The 22,200-nt window shown below is 74.8% G+C and carries 17 protein-coding genes and 2 pseudogenes; 10 read left to right on the forward strand and 9 right to left on the reverse strand.

Annotation, left to right across the window (positions count from 1 at the left end):
* Positions 1–88: 88 nt before the first annotated feature.
* A complete protein-coding gene (locus ACIRST_RS37510; RefSeq protein ID WP_402808329.1) occupies positions 89–565 on the forward strand; it encodes an ATP-binding protein in 477 nt (158 codons plus the stop codon).
* Positions 566–966: 401 nt separating this feature from the next.
* Positions 967–3,252, forward strand: a complete 2,286-nt coding sequence (locus tag ACIRST_RS37515; protein ID WP_402808331.1) for a SpoIIE family protein phosphatase — start codon at positions 967–969, stop codon at positions 3,250–3,252.
* A 125-nt stretch (positions 3,253–3,377) separates the two neighbouring features.
* Here the strand turns inward: ACIRST_RS37515 and ACIRST_RS37520 are convergent, their stop codons facing one another.
* The 5 genes from ACIRST_RS37520 to ACIRST_RS37540 form a co-directional block, all read right to left on the reverse strand.
* The gene (locus tag ACIRST_RS37520; protein ID WP_402808334.1) at positions 3,378–4,505 is read right to left on the reverse strand and encodes a DUF2637 domain-containing protein; all 1,128 of its coding nucleotides are present in this window, start codon (positions 4,503–4,505) and stop codon (positions 3,378–3,380) included.
* Positions 4,506–4,719: 214 nt separating this feature from the next.
* Complete coding sequence (locus tag ACIRST_RS37525) at positions 4,720–5,694, reverse strand: (2Fe-2S)-binding protein (RefSeq protein WP_402808337.1); 975 nt, start codon at positions 5,692–5,694, stop codon at positions 4,720–4,722.
* A gap of 163 nt (positions 5,695–5,857) precedes the next feature.
* A complete protein-coding gene (locus tag ACIRST_RS37530) occupies positions 5,858–6,700 on the reverse strand; it encodes a hypothetical protein (protein WP_396553898.1) in 843 nt (280 codons plus the stop codon).
* Between the two features lie 202 nt (positions 6,701–6,902).
* Positions 6,903–7,757, reverse strand: a complete 855-nt coding sequence (locus tag ACIRST_RS37535) for a hypothetical protein (protein WP_350523621.1) — start codon at positions 7,755–7,757, stop codon at positions 6,903–6,905.
* Positions 7,758–7,898: 141 nt separating this feature from the next.
* On the reverse strand, positions 7,899–8,534 hold the full coding sequence (locus ACIRST_RS37540; protein ID WP_402808340.1) for an NTP transferase domain-containing protein: 636 nt from the start codon (positions 8,532–8,534) through the stop codon (positions 7,899–7,901).
* Positions 8,535–8,663: 129 nt separating this feature from the next.
* On the opposite strand from ACIRST_RS37540, the gene moaA reads away from it, so the two are divergent.
* The gene (gene moaA, locus ACIRST_RS37545) at positions 8,664–9,659 is read left to right on the forward strand and encodes a GTP 3',8-cyclase MoaA (protein WP_402808343.1); all 996 of its coding nucleotides are present in this window, start codon (positions 8,664–8,666) and stop codon (positions 9,657–9,659) included.
* A 94-nt stretch (positions 9,660–9,753) separates the two neighbouring features.
* Positions 9,754–11,319: an alpha/beta fold hydrolase gene (locus ACIRST_RS37550; protein WP_350523624.1), complete on the forward strand. Its 1,566-nt coding sequence runs from the start codon at positions 9,754–9,756 to the stop codon at positions 11,317–11,319.
* A 106-nt stretch (positions 11,320–11,425) separates the two neighbouring features.
* On the opposite strand, the gene ACIRST_RS37555 is transcribed toward ACIRST_RS37550, so the two are convergent.
* Together ACIRST_RS37555 and ACIRST_RS37560 are read right to left on the reverse strand one after the other, a co-directional pair.
* A complete protein-coding gene (locus ACIRST_RS37555) occupies positions 11,426–13,930 on the reverse strand; it encodes an ArnT family glycosyltransferase (RefSeq protein ID WP_402808346.1) in 2,505 nt (834 codons plus the stop codon).
* A gap of 137 nt (positions 13,931–14,067) precedes the next feature.
* Positions 14,068–15,189, reverse strand: coding sequence for an alpha/beta hydrolase-fold protein (locus tag ACIRST_RS37560; protein ID WP_350523626.1), 1,122 nt, complete (start codon positions 15,187–15,189; stop codon positions 14,068–14,070).
* A 170-nt stretch (positions 15,190–15,359) separates the two neighbouring features.
* Between ACIRST_RS37560 and ACIRST_RS37565 the strand changes: the two genes are divergently transcribed.
* The 4 genes and pseudogenes from ACIRST_RS37565 to ACIRST_RS37580 all read left to right on the forward strand — a co-directional run bounded on the left by ACIRST_RS37565 (position 15,360) and on the right by ACIRST_RS37580 (position 18,767).
* A complete protein-coding gene (locus ACIRST_RS37565) occupies positions 15,360–16,247 on the forward strand; it encodes a hypothetical protein (protein ID WP_402808348.1) in 888 nt (295 codons plus the stop codon).
* A 170-nt stretch (positions 16,248–16,417) separates the two neighbouring features.
* A pseudogene (locus ACIRST_RS37570) lies at positions 16,418–17,035 on the forward strand (trypsin-like peptidase domain-containing protein); the annotation flags it as partial.
* 204 nt (positions 17,036–17,239) lie between these two features.
* Positions 17,240–17,965, forward strand: a pseudogene (locus tag ACIRST_RS37575) (putative Ig domain-containing protein); the annotation flags it as partial.
* Between the two features lie 139 nt (positions 17,966–18,104).
* A complete protein-coding gene (locus ACIRST_RS37580) occupies positions 18,105–18,767 on the forward strand; it encodes an HAD family hydrolase (RefSeq protein ID WP_402808350.1) in 663 nt (220 codons plus the stop codon).
* Here the strand turns inward: ACIRST_RS37580 and ACIRST_RS37585 are convergent.
* A complete protein-coding gene (locus tag ACIRST_RS37585; RefSeq protein WP_402808352.1) occupies positions 18,755–19,489 on the reverse strand; it encodes an SDR family NAD(P)-dependent oxidoreductase in 735 nt (244 codons plus the stop codon). The genes ACIRST_RS37580 and ACIRST_RS37585 overlap by 13 nt on opposite strands.
* A 113-nt stretch (positions 19,490–19,602) precedes the next feature.
* On the opposite strand from ACIRST_RS37585, the gene ACIRST_RS37590 reads away from it, so the two are divergent.
* Positions 19,603–20,448 carry a helix-turn-helix transcriptional regulator gene (locus tag ACIRST_RS37590; RefSeq protein ID WP_402808383.1) on the forward strand — a complete coding sequence of 282 codons (846 nt, stop codon included), beginning with the start codon at positions 19,603–19,605 and terminating at the stop codon, positions 20,446–20,448.
* Here ACIRST_RS37590 and ACIRST_RS37595 read toward each other — a convergent pair.
* Positions 20,424–21,365 (reverse strand): LysR family transcriptional regulator, encoded by a 942-nt coding sequence (locus ACIRST_RS37595; RefSeq protein ID WP_402808354.1) that lies wholly within the window; start codon positions 21,363–21,365, stop codon positions 20,424–20,426. The two genes, ACIRST_RS37590 and ACIRST_RS37595, sit on opposite strands and share 25 nt — an antisense overlap.
* Positions 21,366–21,433: 68 nt before the next feature.
* Here ACIRST_RS37595 and ACIRST_RS37600 point away from each other — a divergent pair, with 68 nt between their 5' ends.
* The gene (locus ACIRST_RS37600) at positions 21,434–22,168 is read left to right on the forward strand and encodes an SDR family oxidoreductase (RefSeq protein ID WP_402808357.1); all 735 of its coding nucleotides are present in this window, start codon (positions 21,434–21,436) and stop codon (positions 22,166–22,168) included.
* Positions 22,169–22,200 lie beyond the last annotated feature (32 nt).

Consider the following 22,200-nt stretch of genomic DNA (forward strand, 5'->3'; position numbering starts at 1 on the left):
GACGAGTTCGGGCGACGCCTACCGGTCCGGGCCGGTCCAGGGAACGGTCGGCGGCACCGGAGCACCCGGGGTGACCGGAGCACCCGGAGTGACCGGAGCACCCGGAGCACCCGGAGTGGCCGGGGTGGCCGGGGCGAACGGGACGGCCCGGCCGGGCGTGCCGGCCCCCGAGTGCGCCCTGCACCGGCGGCTGCACCTGACGCTCGACCCGGCCGACCTGGTCGCGGTGGGCGCGGTCCGGCAGCGGCTGCGCTCCGCGCTGAGCCACTGGGGGGTCCCGGAGCTGTCCGACACCGCCGAGCTGCTCTCCTCCGAGCTGGTCACCAACGCCCTGCTGCACACCACCAAGGGCGCCGTCTTCGACGCGGTGCTCGGCTCGGACGACCGGCTGCGCATCGAGGTGCAGGACGGCGCGAGCAGGCTGCCCGGGCGGCGGCGCGATCCGGAGGCCGAGTACGCGACCTCGGGGCGCGGCCTGATGCTGGTGGAGGCGCTCGCGGACTCCTGGGGCGTGCAGCTGAGAGGCGACGGCAAGATCACCTGGTTCGAACTCGCGGCGCCCTGAGTCCGGTCGCCGGAGCCGTACGATTGTTCGCAGTCGATTGATTCGCTGTCGAAGGAAGCCCTGAACAGAAGGCGGAGCGGAAGATTTCCGGCCCGTTGGCATTGCCGCTCGGCGGAACATTGGCCAGGATGGTGGGAATGTGTGTCCACGTGCGAGAAGCAGCGGGGAGACCGTACCTCGACTGACCACCGTCCGTCGGCACCGTCCTATCCAGCACGACTCATCACATCGCCTCGCGGCCCGTCCGGACGGTCGGCGCGGTCCGCCACGGCAGCGGTAGGAGCAGCATGCCCACTGAGCCCGAGTCGCCGGGGCCGGCGCTTTCTCCCGGCGCGTCCGTCGTGGAGCCGCGAGCCGTCGAGCCCGGAACCGCAGAGCCCAGAACCGCAGAACCGTGCACCGTGGAGGCCCGCATCGCCGACGCACGCACCGTCGAGCCGCGCACCGCAGCGCCCGGAACCGCCGGGCCGCCCGGCGCCGGCCCCACCACCGCCGGGACGGGCCGGGCCCGGCCGCCCGCGCAGTCGAACCGGCGGAGCCCCGCGGTGCGCCCGTCCCCCAGCCTCGCCGCCGCCCGGCTGGCGCCCGTGCTGTCCGGCGGGCTGCCGCCCGCCTCCGCCGACTCCATGCCGGACTGGCTGGAGCCCGCGATGGCCGCCAACGGCATCGGCTCCTTCGACTGGGACATCCGCCGGGACGTGCTGGAGGGCGATCCGCGGGCCTGCGCGATCATCGGCCTGGACGCCCCCGGGCAGGCCCGCTTCGACCGCTCCGCCGACTCCTTCCTGTCCCTGCTGCACCCCGAGGACGCGCCGGTGGTGCGTCGCCGGGTCGAACGCGCGGTCGCCGAGCTCGGCCAGTGCGGCGCCTACTACCGCACCGTCGGGCCGAACGGCTCCATGCGGGCGGTGCGCTTCCGCGGCCGGGTGCTCGCGGACGCCTTCGGCCGCGCCTCCCGGATGGTGGGCTTCGTCTGGGACGCCACCGTCGAGCTGCACAAGCGCGACCACGCCGACCGGATGGCCCTGCTGCGCGAGGAGCGTTCCCGGTTCATCAAGGAGGCGGCGCGCGCCCTCTCCGAAGCCGTCACCGTCCGTGACGTGGCCCGGGTGTTCACCGAGCTGCCGCTGCCCGGCCTGCCGCCGGACGGCCTGGTGCTGGCCTCCTTCGAGGCCGGCCGGGCCCGGATCCTCGGCGCCTCCGGCTACCGCACCGACGCGCTGGCGGTCTGGGACCGCACCGTGCTGCCCGCCGGCCACCCGGCCGCCGAGGCGCTGCGGCACCGCACGCCGGTGTTCGTCTCGACCCGCGAGGAGTTCCGCGACGGTTACCCCGAGGTGTGGGAGCCGACCAGCCGCACCGGCCGCGGCTCCTGGGCGTACCTGCCGCTGGTGGCCAGCGGCCGGGCGATCGGCGTCTGCGTGGTCAGCTTCGACGACGAGCGGGAGCTGGACGCGGACGAGCGCACACTGCTGACCACCCTGGGCGGGCTGGTCGCCCAGTCGCTGGCCCGGGCCCGGCTGCACGACGCCGAGCACGAGCTCGCGGCCGGCCTGCAGCGGGTGATGCTGCCGCGCACCGTCCCCTCGGTGCCGGGCGTGACGACCGCGGTGCGCTACCTCGCCGCCGGATCCGGCCTGCAGATCGGCGGCGACTGGTACGACGTGGTGCCGCTGCCCGGCGGGCACGTCGGCCTGGTGATCGGCGACGTCCAGGGCCACGACGTGCACGCCGCCGGGATCATGGGCCAGCTGCGGATCGCGCTGCGCGCCTACGCGGCCGAGGGCCACCCGCCCGCCGCGGTGATGGCCCGCGCCTCCCGCTTCCTCGCCGACCTGGACACCGACCACTTCGCGACCTGCACCTACGCCGAGGTCAACGTGGACTACGGCGTGGTCTACGCCGTCCGGGCCGGCCACCTCGACCCGGTGGTGCGCCGTGCGGACGGCAGCGTCACCGTGGTGCCGGTGGCCGGCGGCCTGCCGCTGGGGATCGACCCGGACCAGGAGTACCGGGTCACCCGGTTCAGCCTGGACCCGGGCGAGACCGTGCTGCTCTGTACCGACGGCCTGGTCGAGGCGCGCGGCCTGGACCTGGACGAGGGCGTCGCCCGGCTCACCCGGGTGCTCGCCCGCCCGCTGCCGCGCGCCGAGCAGGCGGCCCGCGACCCGCTGGAGGAGCTGGCCGACCGGATCGCCTCCCAGGCCGCCGACTCCAGCGAGCGCGAGGACGACATAGCGCTGCTGCTCCTGCGCTGGGACGGCCCGGCGGGCGGCCTCGCGGCCCAGCAGCTGCGCCGCCGGATCGGCCAGGCGGACCTGGCCCGGGTCGCCGAGGTGCGGGCCGAGCTGCGTGACGCGCTGCGCCGCTGGGGCGTCGCCGAGTTCATCGACACCGCCGAGCTGCTCTCCTCCGAGCTGGTCACCAACGCGATCCGGCACACCGACCGGGACGCCATGTTCACCGCCCGGCTCTACCGGGAGCCCGAGGAGGACGGCGGACGGGCCCGGCTACGGGTCGAGGTGGAGGACGAGTCCGACCTGTGGCCGACCCGCCGCACGCCGGGGGAGCAGGCCTCCTCCGGGCGCGGGCTGATGCTGGTCGAAGCGCTGGCGGACTCCTGGGGCGTGGAGCCGCGCGGCTCCGGCAAGCGGATGTGGTTCGAGCTCAGCGGGGCGGCGGCCTGACCGCCCCGTGCCGCACGCGCGTGTCCTGACCGCTTCGGGCCCGCGCGTGTCCTGACGGACCGGGGCGCCGCCGCCCCCGCGAGGGGGCCGACTGCGCCCCGGCGGGATCGACGGGCCCCGGGGCGTCAGCCGAACTGCTGCTCCAGGTCCTTCAGCTTGCGCTCCAGCGAGTCCAGCCGGGGCAGCGTGACGGTGTCCTCCTCCAGGGTGAGGTCGATGGTGCGCCGCTCCGGGCGCGCCGGCAGGCCGGGCTGGACGACCGTGCCCTCGGCCGGCTCGACCTCGCGCGGTGCGGCGGCCCGCTCCACCTCGGGCCGTTCCGTCCCGGACCGTTCCACCGCGGGCCGCTCCCCGGGCCGTTCGACCGCTGGCCGTTCGGTCGCGGCGGGCCGGTCGGCCCCGGGCCCGCCGACTATGGCGGGCTCCGAGCCGGACTCCAGCTGCCGGGCGGCGCCGCCGCCCCGGCGCCAGGTGCCGTGCGAGCGGCTGATGGCCCGGATCTCGGCCCGCTCGCGGCGCCCGGCCAGCTTGCGGCGCTCCCTCTCCTGGGCGCGCTCCCGCTTGTCGTCGCGGACCTCGTCCACCGCCTCGTCCAGGCTGCGCACACCCTCCAGGAGCATCAGCGACCAGGCCGCGTAGGTCTCGCGCGGGGCGCGCAGCCAGCGGACGATGCGGATCTGCGGCAGCGGGCGGGGGACGAGCCCCTGCTCGCGCAGCGCGGCCCGGCGGGTCTGCTTCAGCGCCCGGTCGAACAGGACCGCCGCCGAGAGGGACATGCCGGAGAAGAACTGCGGGGCGCCGGCGTGGCTCAGGCCGCGCGGGGCGTGCACCCAGTTGAACCAGGCCGAGGCGCCGGCGAAGACCCAGACCAGCAGACGGGAGCCGAACGCCGCGTCACCGTGGCTGGCCTCGCGGACGGCGAGCACCGAGCAGAACATCGCGGCGCCGTCCAGACCGAACGGGACGAGGTACTCCCAGCCGCCGGACAGACCGAGGTTCTGCACGCCGAAGCCGACCAGGCCGTGGAAGGACAGCGCGGCGGCGACACCGGCGCAGCAGAACAGGAGCGTGTACGAGGCGGCACCGTAGAGGGATTCCTTGCGGCGGCGCCGTTCCTCGGAGCGCTCCCAGGAATCCGCGCCGGCGGCGCCCGTGGATCCCCGGCTGCGGAGCAGGGCGACCAGGAGCGCGCTGACCAGCAGCCCCGCGACCACGGTGACGGCCCACCCGAGCGGTATGTCGGACAATTTCATCGCCGGAACCAGCCTCGCTTTCCTTCGTCGCGTTCCTGTGTCGTGATGGCGGGGACCATCATGACGGATGCTCGGCGGGCGAATGACCGATTCGGTGTCAATGCGCTGGGGAGAGGGATTTCTGACCCGGCAACAAAACTATTGTCTGACTAATCAGGCATGGATTGTTCCCGGAATTCCGGGCTTTCCGGATCCGGTGTCGGACGAACGTTCGTCAACTCCGCGTGACGCGCGGACAACCGCCGCACATGTCCTCCGGATCCACGGTGTAGACGAGGCAACAGCTGGCCCGGGACCGGTCCGTGCTCGAAGCGTCGGTGCAGGCGGGCGCCAGGGGCGCGAAGCCGGCGCCCGGGGTGAAGGGCGCCGGGGCGGGCGCGGGGCCCCCGCCCGCGCCGGGCGCGCACGCGGGCTCGTCGCGCCCGCCCCCGTGCCCGCGCCCGCTCGGTTCGCCGGAGCCTGCGCCCCCGCTCTCCTCGCCGGGCGCCAGCAGCGCGGACAGCTCGGCCCGCGCCCGATCCGGCTCCCCCAGCAGCCCGCCCGCGTACCAGAGCCCCTCCACCACCGCGTCCGTGGCCATCGCCCACAGCACCCGGGGCCCGCGCCGCGTCTCCGGGCGGAAGGCGGCCAGCACCGGCGGCAGGAACCCGCCCAGCGCGCACCGCAGTTCGGCGGCCAGCGCGTCCCCGTCCGGCACCGTACGGGCCGCCGAGCCCGCCGCCGGGTCGTCCGGCAGGCAGACGAACCCGCTCGGGCGGACGGTCAGCTCCACCGCCTCGGAGCGTCGGCGCAGCGAGACGTCCCCGAGGGCGAGCAGCGGGACGCGCCGCTCCAGGAACCACGGCAGCGTGAACAGCAGCGAGACCGGCCAGACGAAGCGGTGCAGGCCGAAGCCGGCCGCGACGTCCGGGCGCAGCGGCTGCCCGTAGCGGGCGAGGCCGCGCCGGGCGTCGTGGGCGATCAGCTCGCGCACCGCCTCGGGGCGGGTGGCCAGGTCGGCGGCGGGCAGCCAGCCGTCGCCGCGCCGGGGCGGTGCGCAGCGCACGCGCAGGGCGGTGGTGAGTCCGGACAGCCGGTGGTACGAGGCGGCGCCCGGGACGGGGGAGTCCGGTGTGCCGGTGGGGGCGTACGCCCCGGCGCTGCGGGGGGCGCACGGCGTGGGGCCGGGCCTGGTGCTGCTCGCGGTCATGGGCGGGCCCCATCGGGTCGACCGGGGCCCGCCCATGGACCGCCCGGCGGCGCCCCGTGCCGGTGGTGCGGCGGGCGCGGTCGGACCGGGGCATGGCGGTGCCCGGGGAACGGCAAGGCGACCCGGCCGGGGCACTGCTCACCCCAGCCAGGTTAGGCTCACCTTAGCTGATTGTTCCCCGGGTCTCGCTCGCGATGCGTCCGTCCGGGGGAGGCCCCGGCGCGCGGGCGGCGCCCAGCTGGCGCGCGAGCCAGACCGGGACCCCGCCCAGGGCCTGCACCAGCCGGGTCGCCTCGGCGCGCAGCCGCGCGGCCTCGGCCGGTTCGGACACCTCGGCGAGCGCCGCGAGCGCCGGAGCCACCCCCACCGTGAAGCCGAGTTGCTCGCGCAGCCGCAGTGAGGCGTCGAAGCCCTCCCGGGCGTGGCCGCGGTCCCCGCGGGAGAGCGCCAACGCGGCCAGGTGGCGCCAGGTGTACGAGCGCAGCAGTTCGTCCCCGCGTTCGCCGGCGCCCTCGTGCGCGCGGCGGTAGGCGATCCAGGCGGCGCTGCGGTCGCGCAGCAGGTTCTCGGCGACCAGTCCGCGCCGGAAGTCCAGCAGCGGGCGGCCCGGCGCGTCCGGCGGCAGCAGGGCCGAGGTGCGGCCGAGCGCGGCCTGGGCCTCGTCCAGCCGGTCCCGCGGTCCGAGCACGCTCGCCACGTACGCGAGGAAGCCGCGGGCGCAGGCGGCGCCCGCGCGCTGCTCGGTGCCGGCCGCCAGTGCCTCCGCCAGGCGCAGCGCCTGCTCCGCCTGGGTCCAGTTGGCGGCGGTGAACAGGCACTGCTCGATGAGGAGTTCGGCCCGCCCGAGGGCGGCTGCCGGGTCGTTCTCGGCGGCCGGGCGCAACAGTTCGGCGGCCTCCTGCCAGCACGCCCGGGACCTCAGTCGCCACACGGTGTCGCCCGGCTCCTCCGGTGCCGCCCGCCCCCGCCCGTCCGGGCCGCTCGGGCCCCATCCGTGCTCCGACAACGCCACCTCCTTGTGTGCGCCATCCAGCGGGGCGCGGACCCGCCCCTGGGGCCCTGCCGCCACGACCCGTGCGCATGGCAACGGCAGGGCGAAAGGCCCGCGCTGTGGCGGCAATTCAACACGGGGGTGAGCTTGTGCACCAGATCACGAGCGGAGGTTGTTGCTTTCGGTGGAGAAATGATCTAGAGGGGCCTCCGGGTGGTCAGGAGGTCCAGCCGGTCTCCATCAGGGCCTCGGCGGCGCCGTTCGCGGGCTGCGGGACGCCGGCCAGGTCCAGGCTGAACAGGGCGACCAGCAGCTGCTCGCCGCGCACGGTGGCCTGGTGCGAATAACCCGCGAGGGTGAACATCGCGGCGGCCATCTCCTCGGCGTGCAGGGTCTGCAGCCACAGGCACTCGACCGACTTCACGTCGGCCGGCTCGGTCCAGGTGTCGACCTGGGCGACCATCCGGCTGCCCAGCAGGGTGACCCCGTCGCGCTCCTGCGCCTCCGTCAGTTCCAGGTCGTCGAAGCCCAGCCACTCCAGGTAGCGGGCGGCGGTGAACACCGCGTCCTGCGAGGTGCGCACCGGGTGCGGGCGGAAGGGGGCGCGGTGGCGGAACGGGCGGGCGCGGCCGGTGGAGGCGCCGGGCGGCGCGGGCGGGGCGGGCACCGGCGCGCCGATCGGGTGGGCCGGGTGGGGGCGGGAGGCCTGCGGCCCGGGGGCGGCGAGCGGGCCGGCGGTGCCGCTGCCCAGCCGGGTGGTGCGGTCCACCGGCAGCCGGACGGTGGCGCCGCAGTTGCAGGTGAACTCGGGCTGCGGCCACTGGTCGGAGCGGCCGCAGTGCGGGCAGCGCATGCTCAGCCAGGAGTCCTCCCAGGAGCGGAAGCGCACCTGCACCGGCACTCCGCCGCGCAGCAGCGGCACCTTGAGCGAGGCGCCGCAGGGGCAGGGCAGCGAGGGCGGTTCGTAGAGGTGCTCGCGGCGGCAGGCGGGGCAGCGGATCGCCCGGGCGCCACCGCCCGCCCCCGGCCGCGTGGGGTCGTGTCCGGTGAAGTCGTCGGGCAGTCCTGCCATCGCGGGCTCCGTCCGTCGGTGTCGGGTGGGTGGGACGATTCCCATGCTCCCCGAAATGTCCGGCGCTGGGCGCGGAATGGGGCAATCCTCAGGGACGGATCAGGGGCCGCGGGCGGGCGGCCTCCGTCCGGGGGAGGAGGGTCACCCGGCGGACCAGCGGGCCAGGTCGGCGGGGGTGTCGAGGTCGTCCGGGACGGCGACGTCGGCGCACTCGACCAGGACGACCTCCGCCGCGTGCGCCGTCAGCAGGGCGCGGGCGCCGGCGTCGCCGCGGGCGCCCTCGGCCGCCTCGGCGACGTGCCGGGCGCCGATCAGCACCGGGTGGCCGCGCCGGCCGTCGTAGGCCGCCGCGGCCAGCTCCGCGCCCGCCCGGTGCGCGGCCAGCAGCCGGGCGACGGCGGCCGGGGTGACCCCCGGGGTGTCCACCAGCATGACGAGCACCGCCGAGGCCCCGGGGGGCAGGGCGGCCAGGCCGGCCCGCAGCGAGGAGCCCATGCCGCCGGCCCAGTCGGGGTTGGCCACCAGGCGGCAGCCCGGCAGGTGCGCGGTGGCCCTGACCCGCTCGCCCGCCGCGCCCAGCACCACCGTGACGTCCGCGCAGCCGCCGGCCCGCACCACCGCCACCGCGTGCTCCACCAGCGGCCGGCCCCCGTACCGGATCAGTGCCTTGGGACGCCCGCCGAGGCGCCGACCGCCGCCGGCGGCGAGGACGAGGGCGGCGACCGGGGCGGGCCCGGCCTGCGGGACGGGCCCGGCGGGCGTCGGCGCAGTCTGCATGGCCCCAGCCTGCCCCTGCGGGGCGGGGGCCCGCATTGTGTGAATCCACAAGGCGAAGCCGCAGGTGGCGGCCGGTCCCCGGCGGTTCGGCCGCTGGTCCTGCGGGCGTGCGCCGCCTGTACTGGGTCGATGAACACCGCACCGCGCCCGCTGGTGGACCGTTTCGGTCGGGTCCACACCGATCTGCGGGTCTCGCTGACCGACCGCTGCAACCTGCGCTGCACCTACTGCATGCCGGCGGAGGGCCTCGACTGGCTCGCCCGTGACGCGGTGCTGGGGGACGACGAGGTGGTGCGGCTGGTGCGGATCGCCGTGGAGCGGCTGGGGATCGCCTCGGTCCGGCTGACGGGCGGGGAGCCGCTGCTGCGGCGGGGGCTGCCGGGGCTGGTCGGCCGGATCGCGCGGCTGGGGGTCGAGGTGTCGCTGACGACCAACGGGATCGGCCTGGCGCGGACGGCGACCGCGCTGCGCGAGGCGGGGCTGGGGCGGGTGAACGTCAGCCTGGACACCCTGCGGCCCGAGCGGTTCGCGGCCCTCACCCGGCGGGACCGCCTCGACGACGTGCTGGCGGGCCTCGCGGCGGCGAAGGCGGCCGGGCTGGGGCCGGTGAAGGTGAACGCGGTGCCGGTGCGCGGGGTGAACGAGGACGAGATCGTCGACCTGGCCGCGTTCGCCGTCGAGCACGGGTACGTGATGCGGTTCATCGAGTCCATGCCGCTCGACGCGCAGGGTGCGTGGGACCGTACGGCGATGGTGACGGCGGAGGAGGTCCTGGCCGCCCTGGGGGAGCGGTTCGACCTCGTCCCGGTCGGGCGGCACGGCGGCGCGCCCGCCGAGGAGTGGCGGATCGCGGGCACGGACGCGGTGGTCGGGGTGATCGCCTCGGTGACCCGGCCGTTCTGCGGGGGCTGCGACCGGGTCCGGCTGACCGCCGACGGGCAGCTGCGCAACTGCCTGTTCGCGACGGAGGAGTCCGACCTGCGCGCCCTGCTTCGCGGTGGGGCGGACGACGCGGCGGTCGAGCAGGCCTGGCGGGTGTCGGTCGCGGGCAAGGGGCCCGGACACGCCATCGGGAGCGCCGACTTCGTCCGGCCCGAGCGGCCGATGTCCGCGATCGGCGGCTGACGGAGCGTTACGTCCGGGGGGTCGGCGCCGGGCACGGTGCGACCCGGGTTCGAGGCGGAGCCGGGTCGGATGGTATTCGTGGGCGGTGGCCCCGATGACCTCCCGCTTCCCCAGGTTCCCCCGGCGTACCCTGCCCGCCCTCGCCCTTGGCGCGTCCCTCGCCCTGCTCGCGGGCTGCACCGGCTCCGGCGCGACCGGCCGTACCGGCAGCCGGCCGCCGCTCGACGACCTGGTCGCCGTCGGCACCGCGCCGGCCCTGCGCGCGCTCTACGGCCAGCGGATCGACTGGCGGCCCTGCCCCGACGACGAGGACGGCGGCCAGGACGGGGCGACCATCGAGTGCGCCACCCTCACCGTCCCGCTGGACTACACCGACCCCGGCGGCCGCACCATCGCCGTCGCCCTCGCCCGGCTGCCCGCCGCCGACCCGCAGGCGCGGATCGGCGCCCTCCTGGTCAACCCCGGAGGGCCCGGCAACTCCGGAGTCACCATGGTCCGCGCGGACTGGAAGAGCTACCAGGGGCTGCACGAACGCTTCGACCTGGTCGGCTTCGACCCGCGCGGCGCCGGGGACACCACCCCCGTCCACTGCCTGGACGACCGCACCCGCGACCGGTGGAACGCCACCGACGACCCGGCGTACGACCACGGCCGGGTCCTCGCCGACGCCTGCGTGGCGAGCCACGCCGACCTGCCGCACATCGGTACCCGCGACGCGGCCCGCGACCTCGACGTGCTGCGCGGAGCCCTCGGCGAACGCAAGCTCGACTTCCTCGGCCTCTCCTACGGCACCCACCTCGGCGCGCTCTACGCCGAGGAGTTCCCCGGCCGCACCGGCCGCCTCGTGCTCGACGGCGCCGTCGAGCACGGCACCGACGCGGTGCAGCTCGACGTCGAACAGGCCGTCGCCGGCGAGACCGCGTTCAAGGACTTCGCCGCCTCCTGCGCCACCGACGACGGCGCCGACTGCCCGCTCGGCGCCGACCCGGACGCCGCCCCGGGCCGCCTCGCCGCCTTCCTCGACGGCCTGAGCAACCGCCCGCTGCGCGCCTCCGACGGCCGTACCGTCACCGCCGCCCTCGGCTGGACCGCCGTCCTCAACGTGCTCTACGACGGCCACCGCTCCTGGTACCGGCTGGTCGACGCCCTCGGACCGGCCGTCCGGAAACGCGACGCCGACGCCCTGCTCGGGCTCGCCGACGGCGCCACCGGGCGCGGTGAGAACGGTCGCTACGCGACCGTCGCGGACGCCTACGCGGCCATCTCCTGCGCGGACCTCCCGGCGCCCGACGCGGCGCAGCTGAAGGCGGGCCTCGCCGACCTCGCCGTCCAGGCCCCGCTGACCAGCCGGCACAACCCGCTGACCACCCTGCTCGCCCCGGACTGCCGCCCCTGGCCGTACCGCTCGACCGAACTCCAGCACGTCATCCGGGCGCCCGGCAGTGCCCCGATCCTGGTGGTCGGCTCCACCGAGGACCCGGTCACCCCGTACCCGTGGGCGCAGCGGCTGGCGGCCGGGCTGGAGCACGGCGTGCTGCTCACCCGCGAGGGCGACGGGCACACCGCGTACGACAAGAGCGGGTGCGTCCGGTCGGCCATCGCGGCGTTCCTGGTGGACGGCCGGATGCCAGCGGCGGGGACGCACTGCCCGTCCGACTGAGCGGCTCCGGCGGGCCCGGGCCCGGGTACAGGTGACAGGTACGGGTACGGGAACGGCGGAGGGGGCGCACCGCGCGGACGCGGCACGCCCCCTCGGGGGTTCACGGTCAGGAGGTCGGGGCCGTCAGGTCGTAGAAGGTGGCCGAGCCGACCGTCTTGGCGGTGAAGTGGGCGGCGACCCAGGACTCGATCTGGCTGTTCTCCGACTCCTGCCGCTCACCGCCCTCCGCACTGCCGCCGGCGCCGCCGAAGCCGCCGCCGAAGCCGCCGCGGGAGCCGCCGGCGACGAACCAGTGGACCTTGCCCTCCTGGACGTACTTCTGGAAGCCCGCCAGGCTCAGCGAGGGGTCGGTGCCGTTGAAGCCGCCGAGGGCCATCACCGGCTCGCCGGTGGCGAGTTGGTAGCTCGCGGCGTTCTGCGAGCCGACGGTGGCGGCGGCCCAGGTGTAGTGGTCGGCGTTCTCCTTGAGCAGGGCGGCGGCCTCCTCGCTCACCTTGGTGCCGCCGAGCAGGCCGCCCATGCCGCCGCCGCCCATGCCGCCGCCGGGGAAGCCGCCGGGGGCCGTGCCCTCGGCACCGGTCGAGCCGGGGGCACCGGGGGCACCGGGGAAGGTGCCGTTCCCGCCGTTGGTCCCGTTGGCGCCGCGCTGGTGGCGTCCGTTCGCGTGGTCCGAGCCGGAGCCCGAGCCGTTGCCGGAGCCGTTGCCGCCGCCCGGGAAGCCCCCGCCGTTCTGCCCGCCGGGGAAGCCCTGTCCGCCGCCCGGGAAGCCCTGCCGACCGCCCTGGCCGGCCTGGCCGCCTTGACCGGCCTGACCGCCCTGGCCGCCCTGACCGAACGAGCGGCCGTTGCCGCCGCCGGGGAAGCCCTGCCCGCCGCCCGGGAAGCCCCTGCCGCCCTTGCGCCCGCCGCCGGGCCCGAACGCGCCCTGGACGCCCGGTCCGGCGGTCACGATCGAGCCGGTGTGCGGCGTGTCGACGGTGTCCACCGCGTACGCCGCCGGCCCGCCGAGCGCCGCCGCCAGGCCCACCAGGCCCGCCACCGAGGCGATCCGCGCGCCGGTCCGGCCGGAGGTCCGCCCGGCGAGCTGCCCGCCGACGAGCGCGACCGCCGCCGCCAGCCCGCCGACCAGCACCGCCCAGCGCAGCCACGGCAGGAAGTCCGAGCTGCGGCCGAGCAGCACGAACGCCCAGCCCGCCGTCACCGCGAGCGTGCCGGCCAGCACCAGCGCCCACGGCAGCCGGTGCCGCGCCCGCCACAGCCCGTCCACGCCCATGCCGACCAGCGCCGCGACGGCCGGGGCCAGCGCCACCGTGTAGTACTGGTGGAAGATCCCGGACATGAAGCTGAAGATCAGCGCGGTGGAGAGCAGCCAGCCGCCCCAGACCAGGAACGCCGCGCGGGCGGTGTCGGTGCGGGCGTAGCGGCGGGTGCCCCAGAGGCCGACCAGCAGCAGGATCAGCGCGGCCGGGATCAGCCAGGCGATCTGCCCGCCGATGTCGGTGCCGAACATCCGGGTCAGGCCGGTCTCGCCCCAGCCGCGTCCGCCGCCGGGCGCGGCCCCGCCGGGCAGGTCGAAGCCGGCCGGGAGCCGCCCGCCGCCGCCCACGCTGCCGCGCTCGTTGCCGTCCACCCGGCCGAGGCCGTTGTAGCCGAAGGTGAGCGAGAGGAAGCTGTTGTCCTGCGAGCCGCCGATGTACGGGCGGGCCGAGGCCGGCATCAGCTCGACGATCGCGACCCACCAGCCGCCCGAGACCGCCAGCGCCACGCCCGCGAGCAGGGTCTGCCGCACCCGCCGCCAGAAGCCGGTGGGCGCCACGACCAGGTAGATCACCGCGAAGGCGGGCAGGACCAGGAAGGCCGCCAGGGTCTTGGTGAGGAAGGCGAGGCCGAACATCGCCCCGGTGAACAGCAGCCACCGGGTGCTCGCCGCCTCGGTCGCCCGCACCAGCCCGTACGCGGCCAGGGTCAGCAGCAGCACCAGCAGCGCGTCCGGGTTGTTGAAGCGGAACATCAGGGCCGCGACCGGGGTCAGCGCCATCGCGGCGCCCGCCAGCAGGCCGCCGAGCGGCGAGAAGCGGCGGCGCACCGTCGCGTACAGCACGCCGACGGTGGCCGTGCCCATCAGTGCCTGCGGGGCCAGCACCGACCAGGAGGAGAGGCCGAAGACCCGCGCCGAGAGCGCCATCGGCCACAGTGCGGCCGGGGGCTTGTCGACGGTGATGAAGTTCCCGGCGTCGGAGGAGCCGAAGAAGAACGCCTTCCAGCTCTCGGAGCCGGCCTGCACGGCGGCCGAGTAGAAGGCGTTGGCCCAGCCGGACGCGCTCAGGCCCCACAGGTACAGGACGGTCGTCGCGGCCAGCAGCGCCAGCAGGGCCGGGCGCACCCAGCGCGGGTCGTCCGCGCGCCCGCGCCAGGCGCGGGCGGGGAGGGTGCGCAGCCGGCCGGACCAGGAGGCGGGGCCCTTGGGGCCGACGGGCGGCAGGGGCTGCTCGGGGAAGAGCGGTGCCCGGTCCGGCCGGACCGGGTCCGGCTCTGGCACCTCCGGCGGCGGGTAGTTCGCGGCCTCGGGCCACGGGTCGCCGGCCGGAGGGGTGTAGCTGCTCGTGGTCATGCGCCATACGGTGCGTGGCCCGACTGAGAGAACCGTGAGACGGCGCTGTGAGACGGGTGTGATCTGCCGGGCGCCCTCGGACCCGGCGTCCGCCCCGGCGTCGAAGTCGGCGTCGGCGGCCCGGCTAGGCGGCCCGGCTAGGCGGCGGCGGGCATGGTGATGTGCCTGCCCAGCCACTCCAGGGCCGGGGGGATCTCCCGGGTCCAGGTGTGGAAGTTGTGGCCGGCGGTGTCCAGGGTGATGGTGGACATCTTGGTGGGGGCCTTGAAGGCCGCGACCATGGCTTGGGTCTCGTCGTAGTTGTTCTCGTCGTTGGCGGTGGTCAGCAGCAGGTTGACCGGGGCGGCCGGCTGGTTCTTCAGCCGCCACAGCAGGTCGTTCTCCTGCTTCAGCTTGTCGCTGCCGCCGAACAGGTCGCCGGTGGTCGGGTCGTGGGCGGCGCTGTAGTAGCCGGAGAGGGCGACCGCCGAGGGGTACGAGTCGGGCTTGCGCAGCGCGAACTTGAGCGCGCAGTAGCCGCCGGTGGAGTTGCCGATGACGGCCCGGTTGGCCGGGTCGGTGCCGATCCGGTAGGTGGTGGCGAGGGCCTTGGGCAGGTCGGTGGTGAAGAAGGTCTCCACCTGCGGGCCGTTCGGCACGTCCACGCACTCGGTGTCGCGGTCGCCTATGAGCGTGGGGCGGGTCATCACCAGGATCGTCGGCGGCAGCTTCTTCCGCTCGATCGCGTCGAGGGTGGAGGCCGGGTACTGCATCAGCGAGATCAGCTTCTCCGGGGTGCCCGGGTAGCCGGTGAGCACCAGGGCCATCGGGAAGCGCTGCTTGGCGAAGTCCGGCTGGAAGTACTGCGGCGGCAGGTAGACGTACGCCTCGGTGCTCAGACCGCTGCCGGCTCCTTTGACGTCGACCTTCTGGATCAGCCCGGAGCGCTCGGGCTCCGAGCCCTGCGCCGAGTAGAAGCTCTGCTGACCGGTGACGGCCACCCCGGAGGCGTTCGGGTTGTGGTCCACGACCGTGCCGAGCTTGCCGCTGGTGCCGAGCAGGTCGGTCCAGGAGCTGTAGAAGCCGAAGTAGCTGTTGGCGATCAGGCCCATCGCGGCCAGCACCGACACCTGGGTGACCAGGAACGCGCCGATCCGGCCCGACCAGGCCTTCCAGCCCTTCCCGCCGAACCGCGGCCAGAGCCACATGGTGGCGGCGAAGACGGCGATCGCGAGGACCGAGGCGATGATCTGGAGGGGGAGTCCGGTGAGGCTGAGCACGTGCCCGATCGTAGTTGACCCTGGCGGGCGGGCCGGGGCGGGCCCTTCCGATGATCGTACGGGCCCTGTTGACCGGTGCGGTTCGTACTCGGCAGCATGTCCGTTCGTGTGCGCGCGGGGAGCGCGCGCCGGATGACAACCGGGGTGGGGTCATGAGGTCAGTGAGGTCCGTGTTCAGGTCCGGTCCGGTCGTCGGCGGGTTACTGCTGCTTGCGGCCTGTTCGGGCGGGGGCGGCGGTACGGCCGCGCCGAGTGCGTCGCCGACGCCGTACGGCACGGTGCTCGACCAGGCGCTCGCGCCGGTCAACACCGGGCTGGGGAAGGCGGTGACGGCCAAGACCACGTTCGAGCTGGACACCGCCCTCGCTGGAGTCGAGTCCAACATCGGCCGTGCCGTCCGGAACCTGAACACCGTCACCGCACCGGCCGACGCCGACCAAGCCCGCACCGACCTGGCGAACGGCCTGACCGCGCTCGCCGCCGAGTCGTCGGCGCTGCGCGGCGACGTCCTCCAGCACAAGCTCTGCACCGTCGGGGTCGCCCAGGCGAGGCTCGGCGCCGGTCCGGGCATGGCGGCGGTCTCGGCCGCCCTCAGCAAGCTGACCGCGGCCGGCTACCGAACCGGCCTCGTCGTGCCCCGGTTCCCCTCGCCGCAACCGCAGCTGCGGGTCCTGGAGAACGGGGCACTGGTCCGCGACGGTGGGAAGGCCGGCAAGGGCGCGCTGCACATCGACAACGAAAGGGGCCCGGCGGACGCGGTCCTCACGCTCGCCCAGGACGGGAAGTCGGTCGCCTCGGTGTACGCGGCCAAGGGGCAGAGCACCGCCGTCGAGGGCATCAAGGAAGGCTCCTACGACGTCTACGTCGCCACCGGGGCGGACTGGGACTCCGAGGCGAGGCAGTTCACCCAGGACTGCCGGTTCGTCAAGTACAAGGACCGGTTCGCGTTCCCGAACCCGCAGGGCGGGGCCGGCTGGGACTTCGACCTCACGCCGGTGAAGGGCGCGGGGGGCGCCCAGGCCGAGGGGCAGACCGTGAACTCCGCGCCGCAGCCGTAGTGCGTAACGGGCATACCGGGACGGGTGGTTGTGTCCGGGTGGCACAACAAGCCGTGAGGAGTGGCGAGTTCGGCCAGAACGGTTGACCCCTTGAGGTGGCCATGGCACTTTCGTGCGGCGCGGGCGTCGGCGACCAGTCGTACACCCCGCGATCCCCCACAAGGAGAGCCATGTTCAAGAGACTTGTCGCGGTGGCCGGTACGAGTGCCGTCGTCGCGGGCGGGTTGGCCTTCGCCGCCGCCCCCGCGCACGCCGTCCAGGCGGCCGACCTGACGTCCACCATCGCCCTGAGCAACTGCTCGGCCTCGCTGGTCCGCTACCCCACCTCGGTGGCCGGCGACCGGGCGCTGATGCTCACCAACGGGCACTGCCTGCCGACCATGCCGTCGGCCGGCCAGGTCATCCAGAACGTCAGCGCCAGCCGCAGCGGCACCCTGCTCGACGGCGCCGGCAACAGCCTGGGCACCGTCCAGGCCGACAAGGTGCTCTACGCGACGATGACCGGCACCGACGTCGCGCTCTACCAACTCACCGACACCTACGGCTCGATCAGCTCCAAGTACGGAGCCACCGCGCTGACCGTCAGCGACGCGCACCCGGTCGACGGCGCGGCGATGTACATACCCTCCTCGTACTGGAAGCAGGTCTGGAACTGCTCCGTCAACGGGTTCGTGCCCACCCTCCGCGAGGACGAGTGGACCTGGCACGACTCGCTGCGCTACAGCTCCGGCTGCAACACCACGCACGGCACCTCGGGCTCGCCGATCATCGACTCCGCCAGCGGGCGGATCATCGGCATCAACAACACCGGCAACGACGACGGTGCGATGTGCACCCTCAACAACCCGTGCGAGGTCGCCGCCGACGGCACCACCAAGGCCGTCAAGGGCCAGAGCTACGGCGAGGAGACCTACTGGTTCACCACCTGCCTGAACTCCAGCCGGACCATCGACCTCAACGTGGCCGGCTGCCTGCTCACCAAGCCGGCCGGCAGCGGCGCGGTCTCGGTGACCAGCCCCGGTGACCAGTCGACCGCCGTCGGCGGTGCGGTGAACCTGCAGATCAACGCGTCCGGCGGCACGGCTCCGCTGTCGTACTCGGCGACCGGTCTGCCGGCCGGTCTGTCGATCAACGCCTCCACCGGCCTCATCAGCGGGACCACGACCACGGGGGGCGGCTACCCGGTGACCGTCACGGTGAAGGACGCGGCCGGCAAGACCGCCACCGCGAGCTTCACCTGGACCGTCGTCGGCAGCGAGGGCAACTGCATCCCGGCGCAGCTGCTGGGCAACGCGGGCTTCGAGACCGGTTCGGCCTCGCCGTGGACGTCGAGCTCCGGCGTGGTCGACAACAGCTCCAGCCAGGCCGCGCACGGCGGTTCGTGGAAGGCGTGGATGGACGGCTACGGCTCCTCCCACACCGACTCGCTGTCGCAGACGGTGAGCATCCCGGCGGGCTGCAAGGCGACGCTGAGCTTCTGGCTGCACATCGACACCGCGGAGTCGGGCACCACCGCGTACGACAAGCTGACCGTGTCGGTGAACGGCACCGCGCTGAAGACCTACTCCAACGTGGACGCCGCGGCCGGCTACCAGCAGCGCACCTTCGACCTCTCGGCCTACGCGGGCCAGTCGGTCACCGTGAAGTTCAACGGCGTCGAGGACTCCTCGCTGCAGACGAGCTTCGTGATCGACGACACCTCCGTCCAGACCCGCTGAACCCGGCACCCCGACGCACGGCCCGGCCCCGGCTCCACCGGGGTCGGGCCGTGCAGCCTTCCGGCGCAACTCCGGTGGCGGGAGGGCTTCGTGGCCACCGGGCCCCGGCCGCGGGCGGCCGCCGCCGTATGCTGCCCGGATGATCAAGCCGATTGAGCTGGTGATATTCGACTGTGACGGCGTCCTGGTGGACAGCGAGGTGATCGCCGTACGGGTGCTGGTACGGCTGGGGGAGGAGTACGGCTGGCCGCTGAGCGAAGCGGAGGCGATCGAGCGGTTCGTCGGGCGGTCGGAGGCGGTCAACAACGCGCTGGTCGCCGAGCGGCTCGGGGCGGAGACGGCGGCGGTGTGGGGCAAGCGCTTCCACGCCCTGCACGCGGAGGCCGTGGACGCCGGGCTGACCCCGGTGGACGGCCTGCCGCAGGCGCTGGACGCGATCGACCTGCCGGTGTGCGTGGCCTCCAGCGGCACGCACGAGAAGATGCGGCACACCCTGGGCCGGACCGGGCTGTACGAGCGCTTCGCCGGAAGGATCTTCAGCGCCACCGAGGTCCGGCACGGCAAGCCCGCGCCCGACCTGTTCCTGCACGCGGCGCGGAGCATGGGCGTCGACCCGACGGCCTGCGTCGTGGTCGAGGACAGTGCTCCCGGTGTCACGGCCGCCCGCGCCGCCGGGATGCGCGCGCTCGGGTACGCGGGCGGCGTCACGGCCGCGGAGCGGCTGGCCGGGCCCGGCACCGTCGTCTTCCGGGACATGCGCGAGCTGCCCGGACTCATCGCCACGGGGGCCTACCAGGAGTAGGTGCCGCCCTCCGGGGCGAAGAACCGGCCGCTCGGCCCGGCCCCGGCCTCGGCGAGCTGCCGGGCGATCCGGCGGCCGCCCTCCTCGACGGTGGCGTCGCCGCTGTGCTCGTTGAGGTCGGTCGCGCAGTAGCCCGGCTCCAGCGCGCCGACCTTGATGCCGGACCCGCGCAGCGTCCGGGCGTAGACCAGGGTGACGGCGTTCAGCGCGGCCTTGGAGGAGTTGTAGGCGAGCAGCGTCGCGTGCTCCCAGACCGGGCTGTCCGGGTCGGCCAGGAAGGCGAAGCCGCCGAGGCGGCTGGAGACGTTGCCGATCAGTCCGGCCGGGGACTCGCGCAGCAGCGGCAGCATGGCGTTGATGACGGTGACGGCGCCGAAGACATTGGTCTCGTAGGTCTCGCGGACGGCCTCGACGGGCAGTTCCTCCGGGCTGCGCCGCCAGTCCCGGGCGATGCCCGCGTTGTTGACGAGGGTGTCCAGCCGGCCGTACTCGGCGGTGATCAGCGCGGCCGCGGCGGCGACGGTCGTCGGGTCGGTGACGTCGAGGTGGACGAAGCGGGTGTCCAGGCCCTCGGCGGTGAGCCCGGCGGCGGCCGTGGCGCCGCGCTGCGGGTCGCGGGCGCCGATCAGCACGGTCTGCCCGGCGCGGGCGAGTTCCCGGGCGGTGGCGAGGCCGATGCCCTTGTTGGCTCCGGTGATCAGGACGATGCGGTCGGTGTTCATGGCCCCACCCTGGCCCGGTGGCCGCGGTGCGGGGGAGAGCACCGTCGAGGGTGGTACCGGCGGTCCCATGGTCAACCGTGGCCCGCCGGGCCAGACTCGGGGGCGTGGAACACATGGACCGGGCGGAGCTGGCCGCCTTCCTGCGGCGCTGGCGCGCCCGGGTCCAGCCCGCCGACGTCGGCCTGCCGGCCGGCGGTCGGCGCCGCACCCCGGGCCTGCGCCGCCAGGAGGTCGCGCAGCTCGCCGGGATGTCGGTGGAGTACTACATCCGCCTCGAACAGGCCCGGGGGCCACGGCCGTCCCGGCAGATGATCGGCGCGATCAGCCGGGCACTGCGGCTGTCCGACGACGAACGCGCCCATCTGCACCACCTGGTGGGCGAGCCGCCGCTGCCGCCGTCCGACCTGGTCCGCGAGGTACGGCCGGGCGTCCTGCACCTGCTCGACCGGCTCGACGACACCCCGGCCATGGTCACCAGCGCCGCCCGCGACCTCCTCGCCTGGAACGCCATGGCGGCCGCGCTGCTCGGTGACTTCTCCGCGCTGCCGCCCGGCGAGCGCAACCTGATCTGGCGCTTCTTCACCGACCCGGGCACCCGGGCCTGCCACGACCCTTCCGGCCAGGCCGACTTCGCCCGCCGGGCGGTCGCCGACCTGCGCTCCGCGGCCGCCCGCTACCCCGCGGACAGTGCCCTGCGCGGCCTGGTGGAGCGGCTGCTGGCGCACAGCGCCGAGTTCCGGGAGCTGTGGGCGCGGCAGGACGTGGAGGTCCGCCGCTCGACCCGGAAGCGGATCCTGCACCCGGTGGTCGGCTCGCTCGACCTCGACTGTGAGGCGCTGCACGACCCGCACCGGGACCAGTGGATGATCTTCTACACCGCGGCTCCCGGGACGCCCTCGCACGAGGCGCTGCGGCTGCTCAAGGTGGTGGGCGGTCAGGACCTCGCGGTCCGGGCTTGAGTCGCTGCGGGTCGGGGCGCGGGTTCGGGCGCGGTTGCAGGTGTGGTCGCGGTTGCGGGTTCGGGCGCAGGCGGGAGCGCGGTCGCGGGCGCCGGCGTGCCGTCGGAGGGGCGGCGGCGCAGGGTGGCGGCGGCGATGGCCAGGAAGTCCGCCACCGGCCCGGTGCAACCGCCCTCCGGCACCGCCAGGCAGGTCTCGACGGGCAGCGAGTCGGTGACCGGCAGGTAGACCAGGTCGGGGCGGGAGTACGAGCCGGCGACACTGAGCGGCACCAGCGCGATGCCCTGCCCGGAGGCGATCAGCTCGAACTTCTCGTCCAGCGAGGAGGTCCGCCGCTTCCTGGCGTCGAGGATCGGCTCGCCGTCGAGGTCGGCCGCGGTGAGCGTGCGGCGGCCGGCCAGCGGATGCGTCACCGGCAGGCAGGCCACCTTGGTCTCCCGGCCGGTCGGGACGGTGTGCAGCCCGGTGTCGTCGAAGGGCCGCCGCAGATGGCCGACGTGCGCGCGGCCGTCGCGCAGCGGGGCGTCCTGCTCCCACCAGCGCAACGGGAGGACGTCGATCCCGACCTCCGGGTGGCGTGCCGTGTACGCCCGGATCGCCTCCGACACGTGCAGGCCGGGGGAGAAGGCGACGACCAGCCGCTGCTCGCCCCGCGCGGCCTCCTGGACCCGCTGCAGGGCGGCGTCCACGGTCACGGTGATCCGTGCCGCCTCCTGGTACAACTGCCGCCCAGCAGCAGTCAGTTCGACGCTGCGCGTGGTCCGGGTGAAGAGCCGGCAGCCCAACTCCTGCTCGAACGCCCGGATCTGTCGGCTGAGGACGGGCTGGGTGATGAACAACTCCTGGGCGGCCCGGCCGAACCGGCGGTGCTCGGCCACCGCGACGAAGTAGCGGAGCTTGCGCAGGTCCAGGTCCATGCCCGCACGGTATCAATGCGCCCGGAAGGGCATTGGACGCCCGGCCCGGCTGCTCGGAGACTCGACCCATGAGTGAAGTTCGACCCAAGAGTGAAGAACGGCACCTCGCGGCCGCGCCGCGCAGGACCGCCCTCGTCATCGGCGCCTCCCGCACCCTGGGCCTCGGGATCGCCGCGGAGTACCTCCGCCGCGGCTGGGACGTCATCGGTACGGTGCGCGGCAACCGCCGCACCGGCCTGCACGAACTGGCCGAGTCGGCCGACGGGCGGGTGACCGTCGAGTCGTTGGAGATGACCGACCCGGAGCAGATCGCGGCCCTCCGTGACCGGCTGGCCCGGCGCACCCTCGACCTGCTCTTCGTCAACGCCGCCGTCACCCGCGGCGACCTGCCGATCGGCGAGGTGCCGACGGAGATGTTCACCGAGGTGATGGTCACCAACGCGCTCGGCCCGATGCGCGTCGTGGAGGTCCTCGGGCCGCTGGTCGCGCCCGCCGGGACGATCGGGGTCATGTCGTCCGACCAGGGGAGCATCGCCCTGAATACCGAGGGCGGGCAGGACCTGTACCGGGCGAGTAAGTCCGCGCTGAACCAGCTGATGCGCTGCTACGCCGTCCGCCAGGCCGGTGGCGAGCGCAGCCTGCTGCTGATGGACCCGGGCTGGGTGCGGACCGAACTCGGCGGAATGGAAGCCGAGTTGAGCGTGGAGGAGAGCGTTCCCGGCGTGGTGGAGACGATCGAGCGCCACCGCGGCGAGCCCGGCCTGCGCTTCCTGGACCACCAGGGGAAGGACGTGGCCTGGTAGCCGCCGAGGGTGGTCTCTGCGGGTGGTTCCCG

Origin of the sequence: Kitasatospora sp. NPDC101447 (assembly GCF_044767225.1) — a bacterium.
Classification (GTDB): domain Bacteria; phylum Actinomycetota; class Actinomycetes; order Streptomycetales; family Streptomycetaceae; genus Kitasatospora.

Excerpts from the sequence above, each read along its gene's own strand:
- ACIRST_RS37520 (WP_402808334.1), bottom strand. The coding sequence starts at position 4,505 with ATGAAATTGTCCGACATACCGCTCGGGTGGGCCGTCACCGTGGTCGCG.
- ACIRST_RS37525 (WP_402808337.1), bottom strand. The coding sequence starts at position 5,694 with ATGACCGCGAGCAGCACCAGGCCCGGCCCCACGCCGTGCGCCCCCCGC.
- ACIRST_RS37535 (WP_350523621.1), bottom strand. The coding sequence starts at position 7,757 with ATGGCAGGACTGCCCGACGACTTCACCGGACACGACCCCACGCGGCCG.
- ACIRST_RS37540 (WP_402808340.1), bottom strand. The coding sequence starts at position 8,534 with ATGCAGACTGCGCCGACGCCCGCCGGGCCCGTCCCGCAGGCCGGGCCC.
- moaA (WP_402808343.1), top strand. The coding sequence starts at position 8,664 with ATGAACACCGCACCGCGCCCGCTGGTGGACCGTTTCGGTCGGGTCCAC.
- ACIRST_RS37550 (WP_350523624.1), top strand. The coding sequence starts at position 9,754 with ATGACCTCCCGCTTCCCCAGGTTCCCCCGGCGTACCCTGCCCGCCCTC.
- ACIRST_RS37555 (WP_402808346.1), bottom strand. The coding sequence starts at position 13,930 with ATGACCACGAGCAGCTACACCCCTCCGGCCGGCGACCCGTGGCCCGAG.
- ACIRST_RS37580 (WP_402808350.1), top strand. The coding sequence starts at position 18,105 with ATGATCAAGCCGATTGAGCTGGTGATATTCGACTGTGACGGCGTCCTG.
- ACIRST_RS37585 (WP_402808352.1), bottom strand. The coding sequence starts at position 19,489 with ATGAACACCGACCGCATCGTCCTGATCACCGGAGCCAACAAGGGCATC.
- ACIRST_RS37590 (WP_402808383.1), top strand. The coding sequence starts at position 19,603 with ATGGACCGGGCGGAGCTGGCCGCCTTCCTGCGGCGCTGGCGCGCCCGG.
- ACIRST_RS37595 (WP_402808354.1), bottom strand. The coding sequence starts at position 21,365 with ATGGACCTGGACCTGCGCAAGCTCCGCTACTTCGTCGCGGTGGCCGAG.
- ACIRST_RS37600 (WP_402808357.1), top strand. The coding sequence starts at position 21,434 with ATGAGTGAAGTTCGACCCAAGAGTGAAGAACGGCACCTCGCGGCCGCG.